The following is an 18,147-nucleotide window of genomic DNA, read 5'->3' on the forward strand; positions in this document are numbered from 1 at the left end:
ATTAGGAGGAAACAATGGGTACCAAATCGCATGATCAATATAGAGAAAATATAGCAGGGCGTGCTGATGTTGCTGATACTCCGGAGCTGGTTGAGTATTACAAACAATTAGCTGATTTGAAAACCGGCGCATTATGGACGGTTGCGAACAAAATAGAGCCTTGGCAGCCGCAGTCTTCATCAGTTCCTGTGTTATGGCGCTATCGTGATTTACGTGATCACGTACTACGCTCCGTTGAGTTGGTTACCCCAGAAAAAGCGGGGCGTCGGGTCGTTTATTTAAATAATCCAGGTCGGCAAGACGTTGCGGCCGCAGTTGGCTGGCTCTATTCAGGCTTGCAGGTCATGCACCCCGGTGAAGCTGCCTCGGCGCATGCTCATTCTTCATCTGCATTACGCTTCATCATGGAAGGGCGAGGCGCCTATACCATCGTTGAAGGGCAAAAAATGATGTTAGAAGCCAATGATTTTGTATTAACGCCTAATGGGACATGGCATGAGCATGGTGTTGCTGAAGATGGTTTGCCGTGTATTTGGCAGGATGGTTTAGATATCCCATTAGTTAATGCAATGGAAGCCGGTTTTTATAAAGTGCATCCTGATTTACATCAGGTACAAACTCACCCAATTGATTACCCAGTAGGTATGTGGGGAGGTACGGCACTGCGGCCACACCACATTGGTTGGGATAAACCATATTCACCATTATTTAAATATCAATGGGGGCCGACATATGAAGCATTACAGCGAGCAGCAAAAGCCGCAGATGGCTCACCTTTTGATGACATTTTAATGCACTACACCAACCCATTAACAGGTGGACCTGTGATGCCAACCATTGGTGCCAGTATGCAATTGTTACGTCCTGGGTTTGTTGGGAAAGCACATCGCCATACAGGCAGTTTTATCTATCAGGTTGCTAAAGGTAAAGGTTATTCAGTCATTAATGGGCAACGGTTTGATTGGCAAGAACGTGACATTTTTTGTGTTCCGTCGTGGATGTTCCATGAACATGTAAACACTTCACAGAATGATGATGCTTGCCTGTTTTGTTTCAACGACTTACCTGTTATGAACTCACTTGGGCTGTACTATGAAGAAGCCCTAGCTGAAAACGATGGTCATCAAAAAATTATTAGTTAGTTATTAAATTATATTAATTATTTACGTGAAGATTTAAGTCAGGTGAACCTGACAAAGGAGAAGAATTATGCGTCTTATTACTTACCGTTCAGATATCACCGCGGCTGCACGTTTAGGGGCAATTGTTGGTAATCAAGTGGTCGATCTCGCTCGATTGGCAGAAGAGCAAGGTCAGTATCTACCGGATAATATGTTGGATTTTATCGACCTAGGCCCTCAAGGGGTTCGCTCTGGAACTGATTTATTAGAAGCATACCAAGGCCATTTTCCTGCGGGCACTGCTTGGCCCGTTCAGAACGTCAAAATTTTGGCACCAATTCCTCGCCCAAGAAAAAACATTTTTGGTATTGGTTTGAACTATGTAGAACACGTCGCGGAGTCTAGCCGTACACTCGATACATCGAAAGAATTACCAAAAGAGCCCGTTATTTTTTCTAAGCCACCGACCACGGTGATTGGTCCAGATGATGCGATTGAACATAACGCAAAGATCACTCAACAGTTAGATTGGGAAGTGGAACTGGCGGTAATTATGGGAACCCGTGCAAAAAGGGTTTCAGAAGCCGATGCGTTAGATTACGTCTTTGGTTATAGCTTAATGATAGATATGAGTGCTCGTGACTGCCGTCGTGCAGGTCAGTGGATTTATTCTAAAGGACAAGATACCTATGCACCATTTGGACCTTGTATTGTCACCGCAGATGAAATTCCAGATCCACATAGCTTAAATTTGAGTTTGAAAGTGAATGGTGTGACTAAACAGGATTCAAATACTCGACATATGCTATTTAACGTAAATGCTCTGATTGCTGATATTAGTAAAGGGATCACGCTTGAACCGGGCGATATTATTGCGACGGGTACCCCTGAAGGCGTCGGTGCAGGGCGTTCTCCTCAAGAATGGGTATGGCCTGGTGATGTTATTGAAGCCTATGTCGAGAAGATTGGTGAGTTGCGCCATCCTGTTGTAGCAGTATAACGCCAAGGAGAGCAGAAGATGTTAAATTTACCTCAATTTAAAGCTGCGGCGGTACAAGCCGCCCCTGTTTTCCTCGATACCGATGCCACTGTTGATAAAGTGTGTAAATTAATCGAAGAAGCTGCGGATAATGGCGCAAAATTAGTCGCATTTCCTGAAGTGTTTATCTCAGGCTACCCTTATTGGAGCTGGGTGATGAACCCTATTGAAGGTAGTCCTTGGTTCGAAAAACTTTGTAAGTCTGCGATTGAAGTTCCTGGGCCTGAAATTCGTAAGGTTGCCCAAGCAGCTGCTCGCCACCATATCAATGTGGTTGTCGGGGTGAATGAACGTAATCCAAATGGTGTTGCAACGCTTTACAACACATTAGTCACCATTTCGGATGAAGGCAAAATATTAGGCCGTCACCGTAAGTTAGTCCCAACGTGGGCAGAAAAGCTAACGTGGGCAAATGGTGATGCTTCATCATTAAAAGTACACCAAACCAGCATTGGGCCTTTAGGTGCACTTGCTTGTGGTGAAAACACCAATACATTAGCGCGTTTCTCATTACTTGCTCAGGGCGAGCTAGTGCATATCGCAAGTTATATTGCGTTACCTGTCGCTCCTAAAGATTATGACATGGCAGAAGCCATTAGATTACGTGCGTCAGCGCATTGCTTTGAAGGTAAGGTGTTTACCATTATTTCTTGTTCGACTGTTTCTGAGGAAATAGTTGAAGCAATGGCAGCATCTCACCCGCAATCTAGAGAATTACTCGCGCGACCTAATAGTGCATTTTCAGGGATCATTGGGCCAGATGGCCGTGTGATAGGTGAACCTTTAATTGATAAAGAGGGCATCGTCTATGCGGACATTGATTTAAATCGCTGCATTCAGCCAAGACAAATGCATGATATTACAGGTCACTATAATCGCTTTGATATTTTTGATTTACAGGTTAATCGTCGTCCACTGACAGCAGCACGTTTCCATCATAACGGGCAAGATATTGATGAGTTAAATCAATTTGGTGATCAGGATGAAATTTCACAGGAGAAAGGGCTATGAGTCATGTGCGTTCGTATCGTATCGGGCAAATAGTGCCCTCTTCGAATACCACTATGGAAACGGAAATCCCTGCTATTTTACGAGCTCGTGAGGCACTGTTTCCGGAACGGTTTACATTTCATTCAAGTCGTATGCGCATGAAAAAAGTGACTAAAGAAGAATTGGAAAAAATGGATGCAGATAGCGATCGCTGTGCTATCGAACTGTCTGATGCAGCCGTTGATGTATTAGGCTATGCCTGTTTAGTCGCTATTATGAGTATGGGGAAGGGCTATCATCGCGTTTCTGAGAAACGCCTACATCAACGCACGATTGATAATGGCCATATGGCTCCCGTTGTGACAAGTGCCGGAGCGCTTGTTGATGGATTGCATGCAGTTGGGGCCAAGCGCGTCTCTATCTTAACCCCTTATATGAAGCCACTGACTCAGTTAGTCATTGATTATATCGAAAATGAAGGCATCGAGGTGGTGGACAGTATTTCTTTGGAAATACCGGACAACTTGGATGTAGGCCGACAAGATCCATTAGCACCAGTGGAAATCACGAAAAAGTTAAATACTAACGTTGATGTGATTGTGGCTTCAGCTTGTGTGCAAATGCCTTCATTACCATCAGTGCAATTAATTGAAGATCGCATAGGGTTGCCTGTATTGTCATCATCCGTTGCAACAACCTATATGATGCTGAAAAAGTTAGGATTAGATACTCGCGTTGATGGATTCGGCTCTCTGCTTTCAGGAAAGTTTTAAACAAATGGTATTAAAGAGTCGTTTTCTATCTGCTAACCTTTTAATATCGAATGAAATAATACGTTCTATATCCTAAAATAATTCAAGATGCAGATAGGTGACAAGCAAAGATAGTCGGGGAACGTAGATAGGCTATGTGGCTCGACTAGCTGAGCGTAGTCACCATATCTTAACCAAAAGCCCCGCAGCTTGAAGTATGGCGAGTATATTAGGCAAGAGGAACCGATGCCAGACTCTAAAGTATTTGTTGATAATTACTTGCCTGCCCTATTGGGGCAGGCATGGATGCTTGTTTCATCCGAGTTTCATGCTGTTGTTGAAGCTAATGGTTTGTCGGTGCTTGAATGGCGGGTGCTTTCGACATTGGCTGATAATGGCTCAATGGGGATCACTGAGTTATCCCAAAAAACCGTCAGTAAGCAACCAACGATCACCCGTGTATTGCAGAGATTAGAGCAACAAGGGCATGTTATTCGGCACAATAATCATACAGGCAGTGATCGTCGAGTAACGCTAGTAAGTATGACTTCAAGTGGTATGTTACTTGTGGAAGGGCTATTAAAAGAAGCAGAACAACATGAGCAATTGGTTTTGGCTCCTCTAGGTACACGTAAAAGTAAAATGCTAAAGCAGGTATTACAAGAGTTGATTGAACGGCATAGTACAGTGGAAATAAAAAATAACGAAAAATGACTAATCAAATTAGTAGTGAATAATTTATTTATACTAATCGTAATAAATGCTTAATTATCATTATGATAATATATATAGGAGTAGAATTTTATTGTTACTGTAATATTCTGTAACAGAATGATAGTAATCAAAGTTTTATGAAAGTTCTGTTTTTTAGTTTTCTAGTAAATAGATACTTTACATCGATTCAATTTATCTATTTACTTCACTACTGATAACTTCTGCTTAGCTTAATATTGGAGCAAATCCATGTCAGTTGTGACCCTTGTATTAGTTTTTTTACTTGCCGTTATTGTGAGCGTGTTTGTCTCGCGGCTGCTTAGGGATATTATTCCTTTACCTATTATTCAGATAGCACTGGGTGCAGGGCTATCACTGTTTGGTTTTACGGTTGAGTTTGAGCCGCATTTATTCCTATTTTTATTCATTCCACCATTATTGTTTTTAGATGGCTGGCGTATTCCTAAAGAAGCTTTATTTCAGGAAATAAAACCTATTATGTCACTTGCCATTGGTTTGGTTGTGGTGACAGTTATTGGAATGGGCTTTTTTATTCATTGGTTGATCCCTGCAATTTCTCTGGCAGTTGCTTTCGCATTGGCAGCTATTCTATCACCTACGGATCCCGTTTCTGTTTCGGCAATGACAGTGAATTCACCATTACCTTCTCGTATGGCACATATCCTAGAAGGTGAATCACTCCTTAATGATGCGACGGGTCTAGTCTGTTTTAGCTTTGCTGTAACCGCTGCTTTAACGGGAACATTTTCCCTTGCTTCTGCGGCTGGGCAATTTGTACTTGTTGCATTTGGTGGGATTTTAATTGGTTTATTAGTGGCATGGGTTATCGGTTGGCTAAACCAATTTTTGGTAAAGCGTACGGGTGAAGAGCCAGCTATTCAAATCATGATCAGCCTATTGATGCCATTTAGTGCCTATTTGCTGGCAGAGCATCTACATGTTTCTGGTATTTTAGCTGCGGTGGTTGCCGGTATCGCAATGCACTATGAAAAAATAGCAGGCCGTATGCAAGCAGCTACCCGCATGCAAAGTAAAGCGGTGTGGGATACTGTACAGACCGCGCTTAACGGCATGATTTTTATCTTACTTGGCGAGCAGTTACCTGGGATGTGGAATAACATGCCACAAGTTGCAGAAGCTGCGGGTGCAAGCCATCCATGGATGCTGTTGGTTTATGTTATTGTTATCACAGTCGCTCTAGCTATCTTGCGCTTTAGCTGGGTATGGATATCGATGACATTAACGGTGTTCCACAAACGTCGTCGTGGCAAAGAAGCGGATGTATTGCATATTCGTATGATGGCAGTGATGGCAACCGCTGGAGTGCGCGGAGCAATTACATTAGCAGGTATTTTGACGCTACCATTGCTGATGCCTGATAACACGCTATTCCCAAATCGTGATGTGGCTATTTTCTTAGCAATGGGCGTGATTCTGTGTTCATTACTGATTGCGAGTATTGCATTACCGATCTTAACGAAAGGCTTAGTTCAGGATTTACCTTATGATAATGATGAGATCCGTGCTCGTATGGCACTGAATGAAGCTGCAATGTCTCATTTGCGTGAATTGATGAACCATCCATCAGAAGATATGGATGAAATAGCCATGCGTACAGAAGTCGGTGCACAATTGTTAGAAATCTATGGTAGACGTTTAGACAATACTGATGAAACAGAGTCCGATGTCTATGATCTACATAGAATGATTGATATGGAGCGTGAAATGTCACGTTCTGCATTACAAGCGAAACGTGATGCACTGTATGTGATGCGCAAAGGCAAAAATATCAATGAGCGGGTATATCACCGCTTACGTGATGAGTTAGATCTTAAAGAAGAAACGTTAAATCATCATAAGAGTAAGAAACATTAACGAAAAAAACGGCCAGCGACTACGTCTGGCCGTTTTTTATGTTGTAGATAGATGAAGGAATTGGCATGGATGACTATCAATTTTCTGAAAGTGAACTTGATGAAATATGGGAAGAAGCACTGTTTATCTCTCATGACAATGAGAGCAAAGGCTTCAGGCAAGATGAGCAAGGTAACTGGATACGGCGTAGCGAACAGGGTAACCAACAGAGTGAATATGGCTGGTTACCGTTACGAGTAAAGACAGGTGAGGGGTTCGCAAAATCAGGTGATTTTATCCCTGCTCACTGGAAATATGCCCTTGCTTATAACCAACCGAAACCTCATCAATATCGTTTTAAATTATTGCCAACTGAAAACTTCAATCCACAGCAAATCCAAAGTTTTTGGGACATCGCGCACAAGCACTCCAGTGATAATGAGCAAAAAGGTTACCGTGTTGATATTTTTGGTCATTGGGTTGGTCAGAAGTTTTTTGGTGACGCAAGCAGTCCTTTTGGTTGGGGGGTTGTTTTGGTAGATGATATTAACGATATGCGAGCAGATAAAAATGTTCGTATGCTTCCTATCAATTTGCATTTGATTTACTCGCTCATGGAGCAAGTACAACCAGATAAGGAAGGCTGGACCGCTTGGGATGCAATAGAACATGGGAGCAATATTTTCGAACTCGCACTTGGTGCTATTGGCTCAGCAATGATAGCCCCATTTTCAATTTTTGATTAAAACGTAGCACCCCCGAAAATCTATTGCTTGATAATAATTCATTAATTGATATGTTAATTATTAGTCATTTTGAGGATTAATACGTGTTCACGACCACAGTTCATCAAATCATTATTACCATCACTTAGTGGTGGGGAATGAGCTGTGTGCTAAACCTGCCAGATAGGCGGGTTTTTTTGTCCTTGTCTGGTAGTTAAAATCATCAAATATCAGCAAGGAATAGTTATGTGCGATACATTAAATTCAACAATAAAAAAACAGCAACTGATTGATTTTGTTTCTAAGTTAGATGCTGAAGATACCTGTGAGATCTTAGCTTATTTACTGAAATCTGCACCAGACACACGCTTACACTTTCTGTGTGGAAAAATAGCATCCGGTAAATCGACATTAGCTAACAAGCTCGCTAAGAGACCTAGAACTATTTTGATCAGTGAAGATGAATGGCTATCAACATTATTTTCGCAGCAAATTACCGACCTTTCACATTATATTGAAAAAAGTCGTTTAATTAAAAATGTGCTAGAAGCTCATATCGTGAAGCTAGTACAGGCAGGCAATACCGTAGTGATGGATTTCCCTGCAAATACACCAGCGCAACGAAGTTGGTTAAAATCGTTAGCTGATTTGGCTAACGTCGCGTATGTATTTCATATATTGGAAGTCGATTCAAATGAATGTAAAAGGCGATTAGCTGTGCGTAATCAAGTAGGGGGCAACCCATTTAAAACCTCAGAAGCACAGTTTGATTTGATCACTCAACATTTCTCTTATCCTAGCTCTGAGGAGCAGCTGATTTGTCGATATGAAAAGTGATAGTGACTAAGATAGATAACCATAAGAGAGAAAATAGGCAATGTTCTCTCTTATGTTATGAGTTTACTTAGGGCGATACATTTGCAGTCGCTGCTGTTCTTCTATCCAAAAATAATCAGCGGGTCCACCTGCTCGTAGTAATGGCTGTTGGCGAGCTGTAGTATAAAGACCTTGTTCAAGTGCATTTTCATCAATGTGCACCATTACCACTTCCCCCATAACCATCCAAGTATCGAGAAGGCTGCCATCAGCGCGTTTTAATTGCTGATATTGTGTGACGATACATTCCATAGAGACAGGTGTTTGTGCAATACGCGGTGGCGTAATTAATGTTGATGGCAATGTTGCAAGCCCCGTCAGAGTAAACTCACTTTCTCCGTGTTGTAACGCAGCACTGCTGGTGTTGACATGTTCCCCTAGTTCTTTAGTCGCAAGGTTGTAGACAAATTCACCAGTAGCGATAGCGTTAGCTACCGTGTCTTTTTTACCAACACTAGAGAACACCAATATCGGTGGAGAATAGTTAAATATGTTAAAGAAACTATAAGGTGCGAGGTTAGTTCTTCCTTCTGTATCACAGGTGGAAATCCAGCCAATGGGCCGTGGGCCAATTAATGCAGGAATAGGATCATGAGGTAGTCCATGACCTTGCATGGGCTGATAGCTATAAAATTGAGTTGTCATTATTGGCTCCTTTTTCCTACCATCATAATGGATTTTGCGCTTATAAAGTGGGAATTGATTGGAAAAATGCAGAAAAAAGATAATAGTTGCATAAGTTGGATATTAAAATATAGGGTAGTCTCAGCGATTTATTATATATTTTTATTTTAAATTATTAATGCTGATATATTTTATATGGTTAATGCTTTTTATTTACATTCCCTCTACATAATATTTCAATATGGATTGAAATTGTAATTATTCTATATGATATAAACTCGGTAATTGTGTTGTTTTGTTTTTTATATGTAAATATAGCGTTTATTTTCAAACTCTATTTAGTAATATTATTTTTTGATTTAATTCTTGTTTTCTGAAACGTATTTATAGCTATTTTTATTTTTACATATGATGTAAGTATGTTATTTAGTTCAACTTAAAATTATTTCAATGTCAGCTATATAAGTTAATCTATTGATATTTAATATAGTTAAAATGTTATTCATTGTAATTGACGATCGGTTTTAATATATTCAATAGTTTTTGACTATTAATGTGTTGTTATTCGATCGATATAAACGTATTTACAGCTTTAAATGTTAAATCTATATTCTATTAAAGATGTATTTTTATTTATTATAAATAAATCCATTTCTTAGTTTAATTATTAGTGATAGATAGTTATCATTTTAATATCGAAATGATAGTTCGCTATAAATATTCAATTAACTGACTATTGGTTTTTTAATATGATTAAAAATAGAATTTTATTACGACAAGAAATTGGTGATTTTTTAAGGTCGGCGAGACGAAGTAAATCCCTAACAGGTATTCAACTTGGTAAAATGCTACATGTCAGCCAGCAGCAAATATCGCGTTATGAGAGGGGTGAGACGAGTATTAATATTGAAACATTAGATATTTTATTAAAAGTGTTGGATATGGATTGGTCAGATTTCTTTTTCAAAGTAATGGCTAATTACTCAACGGAAATAGCAGAAATAAAACTATATCGCTAATAAAGTATCAGCAATTATTTATTTTATACGTAAATTCTTATTGTGTATTGAGGAGTCTTTAGACAGTTCAATCAGGGATGATTTTTTGTAGTGATAATTTGAACTATTAATGAAATACCAAGCTTACGCCATTAAAAGTATTTAATAGTGTATCTATTTCAATGTAATTATTTATTTGAAAGGTAAAACACATGAAACTAGTTAAATTCACGCAAGTGGTTGTAATTGCTACATCTGTTATTTCTTTCAACGTATTAGCAGAAAACGCAGGTACCCTAGATTTTATTGGTACAGTTGTTACCTCACCTTGTAATATCGCGCAATCTTCCTTGAAGCAAACTATTGATTTTGGACAATTATCTCGTCGAGGATTAGAGAATGGCCGAGCTGCGGAAGTGGATTTTAAAATTGAATTCACTGGCTGTGACTTTACTGATTTTGATAAAGGCACCGATGATAAACCAATGGCAGTGAAATCAATGGAATTGGTTTTTACTGGACAAAGCTATGCAGATGCAGCCAATACGCTACTTTCAACCTCCGCGGGTAATACCAATAACGTTGGGGTGGGGATTGATGGTTTTACCTTTGGTACAGCTAAAGATGTTTTATCACAGATGATAAATAAAAAAGGTAATAACACTTTAAAATTCAAAGCACTTGCTAAAGCCGTTGATGTTACTAAGCCTGTTGTTGAAGGGCAATTTAATGCAACGTCCAATTTCCGTATTACATATCAGTAATTGATAGTAGCCCGCCAGTCGATAGCTGGCGGGATCATTAATGTGTGTGGAGGAAAGCTGTGAGTGTATACAAACAGATTGGTCACCAAATAACACGGTTAATAATGCTATCAATAATGGCCTATTTTGTTTCGCATGGCATTGTGAATGCAAAGAGTTTTACTTTTAATGGTATGACAAAATTGATGGGAAATGTGATTGCGGCGCCTTGTTCAATTGTAATGCAAGATCGTTACCAGACAATTAATTTTTCTCCTTTAACGTTAACGATGTTGGCTACTCCAAGTCATCGTGAACGTTATAACCAACCTTTTATCATTGAATTACGTGATTGCGGCAGTGTGTATTCTTCGATTGACAGTAAAACTTGGTTCATTCGCTTTGACGGGCAAAGTGCAGAAAATATTAATGCATTTGTCTTGCAGGGGCCATCGCGTGGATTAGGTATTGCGGTATTGAATGATCAACAACAAATATTAATACCTAATCAAAACTATCTCTTATCCAGCAGTGTATTACGTCAAGGTAAATCAGGAAAAACGCTTTTTTTACGTTATTTTTTGCAATTAGAACTGACAGGGAAACCGATTCAGGCTGGTAACTATCAAGGATTGATTCGGTTTTTCATCGACTATCAATAAACAGAAATGAAGGATCCTGCAAATTTAGTTTTGAGGGAGTCCTTTTGTCGCATTTGGGATGGAGTAGAGCATGATGTTCAAACATAGCAAAGTAAGACAGGCTGTTTTATTGACGCTCGGCTTGACGACATGGGCTGCTAGCGCTTCTGAATTCAATACTGATGTATTAGATGCAAAAGATATTCAAAATATTGATATGAGCCAGTTTTCCGTTGCAGGATATGTTCCTCCAGGGGATTACGTATTAACTGTATTTGTTAATGGGCAGCGATTGGGGGCTCCACGAGATATCTCTGTATACGCAAAAAAACCAACACATAAGCCACAATCGCAAAGTGTGTGTATCCCTATCAATATGCTACATATGTTTGGGCTAAAAAGTTCCTCTGAAAAAAAAGTAACAACCTCACATGATGGTCAATGCCTCGATTTTTCAGCTTTAACGGGGGTGCAAACGAAAATTGAACTGTCAACGCTATCGTTGAATGTGACGATCCCTCAAATGTGGATGGAGTATCGCGATCCTTATTGGACACCTCCCGCGTTATGGGAGGATGGGCTGAATGGGGCATTTATTGATTACAATGCTAATGCCTCAGGAACAAAGGAAAAAGGAGGAATTAAGCGCGTTTATCTATCAACTAATGGGACTACAGGGGTAAATATAGGTGCATGGCGTTTTCGTGGTGATTATAACGCAACCTATCAAAAACAGCGTGGTGGTTACCATCCGCAAGAGACTCATCAATTTGATTTTAGTCGATTGTATGCATTCACTTCATTGAAAGATGCTGCGTCTATTTTGACGGTGGGTGAAAACTATTTTTACTCAGACGTTTTCGAAGCATGGCAGTACAGTGGGGTTTCATTAGAAAGTGATGATCGCATGTTGCCGCCTAAACTCGTGGGCTATGCACCTGAAATTATTGGTATTGCGAATACTAATGCGACAGTGATTGTTCGCAGCCAAGATCGCGTTATCTCTGAAACAGTAGTTCCACCGGGGCCTTTCCGTATTCAGACGTTAGATAGCGGTATTCGAGGGGTATTGGATGTTACTGTTCGTGAAGAAGATGGTGAAGAGAAAAAATTTAGTGTTAGTACTGCTTCACTTCCTTACTTAACTCGGCCCGGCCGCGTTGTTTATAAACTAGTGGGGGGGAAAACTCGTTACGATGGTCGCCACATGACTGGTAAACCTGTTATTGGTGGAGAGTTTTCTTATGGAGTATCGAATGCATGGTCATTATATGGGGGAACTCAGTTAAATGGATATTATCAGACCATTGCGGTAGGAATTGGACGAGATCTCTCAACCATCGGAGCCATTTCGTTGGATATGACACAGTCATTTGCTGATTTTTCAGAGGAACGTTTACAAGGGCGCTCTTATAGGCTGAATTATGCAAAGTCTTTTGAGGATTTAAAAACGGATATTACTTTTGCTGGCTATCGTTTTGCTGATAAAGAATATCGAACATTAACCCAATTTATGGATCAAGACCGCACAGGAATTATTCCACGTTCGCAAAAAGAGAATTATCAAATCTACTTAAATAAGTATTTTGATGATTTTAATATTGCATTAAATTACCAATATAGCACCTATTGGCGGAATGACTCACAAACCCAATACGGGTTATATGCAAGCACTAATATCCTTATTCCTCAATTATCTCAGTACAATGCGAATTTATCTCTATCGGCGACTCGAACCGAACGTGACAACGGTTTTGAAGATGATTCGGTAAATTTATATCTCACGCTGCCACTTTATACGGGGCATAGTATTACTTTCTCAGAACTTTATTCACGTTCATCGGGTAATAACCGTTATAACCACAACATGGGCTATAACGGTTATAGCGGCACTGATAATTACAGTTTAAACATGGGGTATAATCATGGGCAAGAGATAGATAATCAGGCAAGTTTTAGCGGTTTCTATTCTAAAGATATGTCACAGGCTAATGTCTCTGCAAATGCCAGTTATGTTCCTCACCAATATCGTAGTATTGGTGCATCCATTAATAGTGGGATCACTGCTACGTCTAAAGGCGTTGCGTTCCATCGTTCAGCGCATGGTGATACACGTTTGATGATTGAAACTCCAGGGGTTAGCGATGTACCGTTGGATAGCGGGGTGATTAAAACTAACCACTTTGGGCTAGCTGTTATTCCTAATATTAATAGTTATCGCAAATCCACCGCGTCTATTAATACCAGTAAGTTGCCTGACAATTTAGAAACCTTAGATTCAACAACCGATATTACGCTGACAAAAGGTGCTATTGGTTATCGTAGTTTATCGGTAATGAAAGGGGAAAAATTATTCGCTGTTTTGTCTTTGGATAATGGCAAAAATCCGCCTTTTGGAGCCAGTGTGCGTAATGTTGATAATCGTGAATTAGGTATTGTGGGTGAGGATGGCGTGACTTGGTTAGTGGGCGTCTCTGCTCAGGAAAACCTATTTATATATTGGAATAATAAACAACAGTGTCAGTTAACATTACCTGAAAATCTTACTGCTTCATCTAATATGTTGCTGTTGCCTTGCACATCAAAAATAGCCATCTCATCTATTTCTCACTCTAAAGATAAATAAATCATATTTATGGGGAACGTTATGTTGAATTTATATTTAGGTCGTAAATTATTTATTTGTGTTGCGTTATTCTCAGTGATTATAGTAATGAATGCTTATGGTGCGGTCACCTTAGATCGTACTCGAATTGTATTTCCTGGTAATGAGCGATCTATTAATATTCGTATTAGCAATGATAACCCTGAAGAAGCGTATTTAGCGCAAAGTTGGATTGAAGATTTACAAGGAAATAAACTCACTCAAGGTGCTATTTTAGCCACGCCACCTTTACAGAGGATTGAGCCAAATAGTGACAGTTTAGTTCGATTAAGTGTCACGCCAATGTTAGGACAGCTTCCTAAAGATAGAGAGTCTGTATTTTATTTTAACCTACGTGAAGTTCCGCCCAAATCTACGGAAGGTAATACATTGCAAATTGCTTTGCAGTCACGTGTTAAATTATTTTATCGGCCCCAAAATATATTAGCGGAGTCAGACACAAAATGGGCACATAAAGTGACATTAACCAAAACAGCTAAAGGGTATTTATTGAATAATGTGACCCCTTTTAATTTAACTATTATTGGTATTGGTAATAGTAAACCGCAGTCAGAACAAAGTAAATTCACTCCGGTGATGGTGCCACCAAAATCAACTCATAACATAGAATCAAAAATATTATCTACGCCTTACATAACTTATATCAATGATTATGGTGGGAAGCCGACACTGGCGTTTCGTTGTACTGGCGAGCTTTGTGCAGTGACAGGTGAATTGTGATGGTAGCGATGTTCGTCGTTACCCAAGCGACCTCTCGTATTATTTAGAGCCTATTTCCATATCAAGGTGGAGTCAGGTAATGAGCAAGAAAAAAGCAGGTTTGTTATTGCTATTGGTTATCGGTGGAATAACAAGCTATTTAGCGCACGCGAAGAGCACTGTGCCAAATACACCCAGTGAAGCATTTAAATATGAGCAGTCGCTACAAGGATGGATACGTGTTAATGCTGCTATTTTTAATGCTCCTTGTAATTTAATAACTAACAAAGCCGTATTTCTGACAGGATGTGGTGCTGGTACTGTTTTTCGTACCAAGGATCTTCTCAGTAATACGGCGAATACCCCTGCAATATTAGCATTTTATGATGTTAAGAAAGAGCAAGTCATACAACATTTTCCGATCAGCTTACGTAATGGCAATAATAAAATAATACTTCCTATTCTTGGTGAAGAGCAGCATCTATTAAGGTTGGAGGTTAGCTATGAATAAGGCACTTTTTTTATCAGTACTATTTTTAAATCCTCCTAATACATTGGCCAGTAATCAATTAGATGTGCAATTTAAAGGGGAACTTATTCGCACTCATTGCCAAATCTCAGCAGACTCAGTCAATAAACAAATAAAGTTAGATAATTTACGTTGGCAGTATATTAATCAGTTTGGGGCTAGTGATGTGATGCCTTTTTTTATTGAGATAGAAAAATGCAGTGATGCCGATTTAAATAAAACCATTCGTATGACTTGGCAGAGTAGCCAACTTATTAATATTGAAGGAAACGATTATTTACGTACACAAGGTACCAGTGGTGCGTTATTAGGCATTATTGAAGTTGATAAAAATGAAAAACTTATTGTTTGGAATTCTCCGATAGATGTTGGTGTTGTTTCAGTGGCCGAAAATCGACAGCAACTTAATTTTGGCGTCTTTGTTCGTAAACCTGCAACAGGTGATATTAAAGTGGGCGATTTTAAAGGAACGGCGACATTTGCAGTGGAGTATCAATAATGAAACGATATTCAATCATCACCACAATATTACTTTTATTCGCCTCATCTGCTGTATCTGATATTTTGGTTGAGGTAAATGCAACGATGATAACGCCTGTTTGTGATATTCGCAGTGAAAATAATAGTTCCCCACTTGTGATCGATTTTGGCACTGTTAATTCAGATAATCTTGATGGAAATACCGTTGATAGAGAATTTCCTATTTATATTTCGGGATGTGATTTCAATAAAAAACTTGCTATTACGTTGAATACGAATGGAAGTAATACATTAATGCATAATGGGCAATTATTGCTAGCAACAACAATCGAGGGATTAGGGATCCATTTCAAGGAAATTACTCAAGGAGTTGTACGTCCGTTTGATGTTAATTCTGTTCAAGCCATTCATCCTGTACAAATTACGGCAACTGAATACCGAGCTGATTTACAAGCACAGTTAGTAGGAACTATACCGGCAGAGCAATTATCAGATGGCCAGTTCACATCATCCATGACGATTTTGATGACTTATGAATAATAAGGAGTTCAACTATGTTTGATTTAAAATTTCATCATGATAATGGTGTTGCTGACAAAGGTTGGAATAGGGTATTGCTATTGCTATCAATGTTGATATCTCCAATTGCCATTGCAGATTATGCAGGGCAAATTCAAGATCCTTCTACTGGTTACACCATTAGATTAGAGAGAGATAGTCAATTAGTAGAAACACCCGTTATCGGATCTAATGGGGACAAATATTATCGCATCGGCAATATTATCAATGTTGGTCATACGGGGCCGGAAGTGGAAGTGTCGGGGGTGGTAAAATGCCATGGGAGAGTGTGGGGAAATACCAGTAAACCTATTCCTGCTCAAAATGCTTTCCATCGGCTTTTTATCTATCCACCCAAGTCAGGGATAACGATTGAAGGAAAAGCGGCTTACCAAATCCACAGTAATTTGCTGATGACAATTGATACAAAATTTACGGATTGGGTTAAAGGTGATGCAGGTCTTTGTTCCAATGGCTTTGGGCAGGAAATTTTTTCAACATCAGCATTTACCACTTATTTTCCCTTAGGCATCACATTTTATATAAATGAAAAAATTATTGATAGTCAGTTGGTTATTGGCGCCATGGATTTAGCCGGTTATGTGCGTGCTTTCACCGCTAAAGGTGAGGCTCCTCCTTATGATGATTGGCCAATAAATGAAACAACAACACCATTACGTTTGGCATCATCGCAAATACATATTCGTTCTAGATGTTCAACTATGGCTAGTACAGGGCAAACAGAGACGGTGAGTCTCAGTCATGGTGGGCTCAATAGTATAAATTATGACAGCTTAGTGACTGAAAAAGTGATTTACACTTGTCGATTTACCTCTGGAACAAAAGTTCGTTTACGTTTGGATTATGCAAAAGATAGCGATCCGCAGAAACGCTTACCTCTAGTCAGTGATGAGAATGATAGTGATGTTATTTACAGCCAGTTAACCTTGACAGATGAGGCTTCAGGGCAAACAGGGCAATCTTTACAGGTTGAATTTAATGAACAAAATATAATCAGTATTGCCAGCCATATAAAAGGAGAAAATGCAATCGCTGGAAATTATCATGGCTCTGCATGGTTGATCGCTACTTATGAGTAGCCAGTTTCAAAAAATGTAACAACTTTGGTTGACCGTAAACATCCGTTATCGACTCGTCACCTTGAATGATACCTAGATAGGTCGACGCTTTTTGTCCTGTTCCTTACAAGGTGTTTGGCTTACGGTTCAACCGATTTTTCTATTGAGCGATACGTTGGATAAAACTGGATGGTGTTTGCCCTAACCACTTTTTAAACATGGTTGAAAACGATCCGACGCTGTTATATCCCAAGTCAAAAGCGACTTCAGTGATCGATTTCCCAGCTGAAATATGCGTGATAGCACTAAGTAAACAAGCCTGTTGGCGCCAATCTGAAAATGACAAGCCAGTTTGAGCCCCAAAAAAACGACTAAAAGAGCGTTCACTTTTATGTAATTTTTCAGCCCATTCATGGGGTAATGATGTGATTTTCGGTGATTTTAGGAACTCTCGGCATAGTTTAGCTAAGTTTGCATCTCGGGGGATCGGTGCATAAAAAGGTAGGGGGGCAGCACGGGCGATTTCATGTAACGTCAGCTGGATCAACACACCATCTCGCCCATTAAGATCATATTCTATAGGCATATCAACAGATTCGAGTAATAGCTGACGTAATAATGGAGATACTCGCAATACCTCGCATTTCTGATTTTGCCGTGGGGCAGCGGTAGGCTCGATATATAGGCTGCGTGTACTTACATTCAACATACGTGTTTCATGTGCAGTATTTTCAGGGATCCAAACACCACTATCTGGTGGGATAACCCACTCACCATCAGCGGTACTCACCTCAATGAGACCTGTCGCGCCGTATAAAAATTGAGCACGTCGATGAACGTGTGAATTGAGCAGGACATTTGGGAGGTAGTCAGTGCCGATCGCTAACACATCGCGCTTTACGTCATCGACGCTTTTAAGTGGGATATTTCGCATAGTCACCCTTATTGGCTGAGATTCAAATATCATTGTCTATTTTTCGAAAGTTGGCAACTCAATAAATGTTTACTATGACATGGCAACCTAATGTATCTTTGAGGT

Annotated in this window: 19 protein-coding genes; 17 read left to right on the plus strand and 2 right to left on the minus strand. The window is 39.6% G+C overall.

The features are described from left to right. Positions 1-14: 14 nt before the first annotated feature. The 8 genes from SC428_RS13570 (at position 15) to SC428_RS13605 (ending at position 8,053) form a co-directional block, all read left to right on the plus strand. Positions 15-1,142, plus strand: a complete 1,128-nt coding sequence (locus tag SC428_RS13570) for a cupin domain-containing protein (RefSeq protein WP_318708074.1) — start codon at positions 15-17, stop codon at positions 1,140-1,142. A gap of 67 nt (positions 1,143-1,209) precedes the next feature. Then, on the plus strand, positions 1,210-2,121 hold the full coding sequence (locus tag SC428_RS13575) for a fumarylacetoacetate hydrolase family protein (RefSeq protein ID WP_070925692.1): 912 nt from the start codon (positions 1,210-1,212) through the stop codon (positions 2,119-2,121). Positions 2,122-2,139: 18 nt separating this feature from the next. Then, positions 2,140-3,171, plus strand: coding sequence for a carbon-nitrogen hydrolase family protein (locus tag SC428_RS13580; RefSeq protein WP_318708077.1), 1,032 nt, complete (start codon positions 2,140-2,142; stop codon positions 3,169-3,171). Further along, a complete protein-coding gene (locus SC428_RS13585) occupies positions 3,168-3,923 on the plus strand; it encodes an Asp/Glu racemase (RefSeq protein ID WP_070925689.1) in 756 nt (251 codons plus the stop codon). The genes SC428_RS13580 and SC428_RS13585 overlap by 4 nt, the downstream gene beginning before the upstream one ends. Positions 3,924-4,148: 225 nt before the next feature. Further along, positions 4,149-4,616 carry a MarR family winged helix-turn-helix transcriptional regulator gene (locus SC428_RS13590; protein WP_272581139.1) on the plus strand — a complete coding sequence of 156 codons (468 nt, stop codon included), beginning with the start codon at positions 4,149-4,151 and terminating at the stop codon, positions 4,614-4,616. Positions 4,617-4,865: 249 nt separating this feature from the next. Beyond that, on the plus strand, positions 4,866-6,512 hold the full coding sequence (locus tag SC428_RS13595) for a Na+/H+ antiporter (protein WP_070925685.1): 1,647 nt from the start codon (positions 4,866-4,868) through the stop codon (positions 6,510-6,512). Positions 6,513-6,577: 65 nt separating this feature from the next. Beyond that, positions 6,578-7,237 carry a hypothetical protein gene (locus SC428_RS13600; RefSeq protein ID WP_318708082.1) on the plus strand — a complete coding sequence of 220 codons (660 nt, stop codon included), beginning with the start codon at positions 6,578-6,580 and terminating at the stop codon, positions 7,235-7,237. A gap of 225 nt (positions 7,238-7,462) precedes the next feature. Next, the gene (locus tag SC428_RS13605) at positions 7,463-8,053 is read left to right on the plus strand and encodes an ATP-binding protein (RefSeq protein WP_318708084.1); all 591 of its coding nucleotides are present in this window, start codon (positions 7,463-7,465) and stop codon (positions 8,051-8,053) included. A 63-nt stretch (positions 8,054-8,116) separates the two neighbouring features. Here SC428_RS13605 and SC428_RS13610 read toward each other — a convergent pair whose 3' ends face one another. Beyond that, the gene (locus SC428_RS13610; protein ID WP_070925681.1) at positions 8,117-8,737 is read right to left on the minus strand and encodes a flavin reductase family protein; all 621 of its coding nucleotides are present in this window, start codon (positions 8,735-8,737) and stop codon (positions 8,117-8,119) included. A gap of 728 nt (positions 8,738-9,465) precedes the next feature. Here SC428_RS13610 and SC428_RS13615 point away from each other — a divergent pair. The 9 genes from SC428_RS13615 to SC428_RS13655 all read left to right on the plus strand — a co-directional run bounded on the left by SC428_RS13615 (position 9,466) and on the right by SC428_RS13655 (position 17,129). Further along, positions 9,466-9,735 carry a helix-turn-helix domain-containing protein gene (locus SC428_RS13615; RefSeq protein WP_070927295.1) on the plus strand — a complete coding sequence of 90 codons (270 nt, stop codon included), beginning with the start codon at positions 9,466-9,468 and terminating at the stop codon, positions 9,733-9,735. A 191-nt stretch (positions 9,736-9,926) separates the two neighbouring features. Beyond that, positions 9,927-10,478 (plus strand): fimbrial protein, encoded by a 552-nt coding sequence (locus SC428_RS13620; RefSeq protein WP_070927294.1) that lies wholly within the window; start codon positions 9,927-9,929, stop codon positions 10,476-10,478. A 116-nt stretch (positions 10,479-10,594) separates the two neighbouring features. Next, positions 10,595-11,119: a fimbrial protein gene (locus SC428_RS13625; RefSeq protein WP_306803484.1), complete on the plus strand. Its 525-nt coding sequence runs from the start codon at positions 10,595-10,597 to the stop codon at positions 11,117-11,119. 70 nt (positions 11,120-11,189) lie between these two features. Continuing rightward, positions 11,190-13,724, plus strand: coding sequence for a fimbria/pilus outer membrane usher protein (locus tag SC428_RS13630; protein ID WP_318708089.1), 2,535 nt, complete (start codon positions 11,190-11,192; stop codon positions 13,722-13,724). A gap of 21 nt (positions 13,725-13,745) precedes the next feature. Beyond that, complete coding sequence (locus tag SC428_RS13635; protein ID WP_070927290.1) at positions 13,746-14,483, plus strand: molecular chaperone; 738 nt, start codon at positions 13,746-13,748, stop codon at positions 14,481-14,483. Between the two features lie 79 nt (positions 14,484-14,562). After that, on the plus strand, positions 14,563-14,973 hold the full coding sequence (locus SC428_RS13640; protein WP_318708091.1) for a fimbrial protein: 411 nt from the start codon (positions 14,563-14,565) through the stop codon (positions 14,971-14,973). Then, the gene (locus SC428_RS13645; RefSeq protein WP_318708093.1) at positions 14,966-15,490 is read left to right on the plus strand and encodes a fimbrial protein; all 525 of its coding nucleotides are present in this window, start codon (positions 14,966-14,968) and stop codon (positions 15,488-15,490) included. Before SC428_RS13640 ends, SC428_RS13645 begins: the two co-directional genes overlap by 8 nt. Continuing rightward, entirely contained in the window at positions 15,490-16,011 is a 522-nt protein-coding gene (locus SC428_RS13650; RefSeq protein ID WP_140178859.1) for a fimbrial protein, read from the plus strand. Before SC428_RS13645 ends, SC428_RS13650 begins: the two co-directional genes overlap by 1 nt. Positions 16,012-16,025: 14 nt before the next feature. Beyond that, positions 16,026-17,129, plus strand: coding sequence for an adhesin (locus SC428_RS13655; protein WP_283126263.1), 1,104 nt, complete (start codon positions 16,026-16,028; stop codon positions 17,127-17,129). 139 nt (positions 17,130-17,268) lie between these two features. On the opposite strand, the gene SC428_RS13660 is transcribed toward SC428_RS13655, so the two are convergent. After that, entirely contained in the window at positions 17,269-18,042 is a 774-nt protein-coding gene (locus tag SC428_RS13660) for an AraC family transcriptional regulator (RefSeq protein WP_140178863.1), read from the minus strand. Positions 18,043-18,147: the final 105 nt, after the last annotated feature.

The organism is Providencia sp. 2023EL-00965, from assembly GCF_033550225.1.
GTDB lineage: Bacteria > Pseudomonadota > Gammaproteobacteria > Enterobacterales > Enterobacteriaceae > Providencia > Providencia manganoxydans.